The organism is Clostridium arbusti SL206 (genome assembly GCF_000246895.1).
Lineage (GTDB): Bacteria > Bacillota > Clostridia > Clostridiales > Clostridiaceae > Clostridium_I > Clostridium_I arbusti.
On sequence record NZ_BAEV01000208.1, the window covers coordinates 1 to 522 of the forward strand.

Sequence of the window (522 nt, forward strand, 5' to 3'; positions counted from 1 at the left end):
ATAGTAACTGTAAATCCAATAGTAAGAGTTACTTCAGTAAAATTAAATAAGACAAAAAATACTCTTACAATAGGAGGAAAAGACACACTAATAGCAACAGTAGCACCAAGTAACGCCACAAATAAAGGAGTTACATGGAGCACCTCCAATGGGAAAGTAGCAACAGTATCCAATGGGGTGGTAACAGCAGTTGGAAAGGGAACTGCAACCATTAAAGTAACTACAGTGGATAATAAAAAGACAGCAAGCTATAGTGTTGCTGTTAATCCAGTAGTACAAGCAAAGCCAATAATAAAGGTAAAATTCATTAGTTTGAATAAGACCAAGAATACATTGACAATAGGAGGAAAAGATACATTAGTAGCAAAAGTGGCACCGAGTAATGCTACAAATAAAGGTGTTACATGGAGCACTTCCAATGGGAAAGTAGCAACGGTATCTAATGGAGTGGTAAGAGCAGTAGGAAAGGGAACAGCAACTATTACAGTAGCTACAGTGGATGGCAAAAATACGGCTAAATAT

At 37.0% G+C, this 522-nt stretch carries 1 protein-coding gene; it reads left to right on the forward strand.

Annotation, left to right across the window (positions count from 1 at the left end):
• On the forward strand, positions 1-522 hold a 522-nt coding region (locus RH99_RS18075; RefSeq protein WP_010241874.1), incomplete at both ends, for an Ig-like domain-containing protein.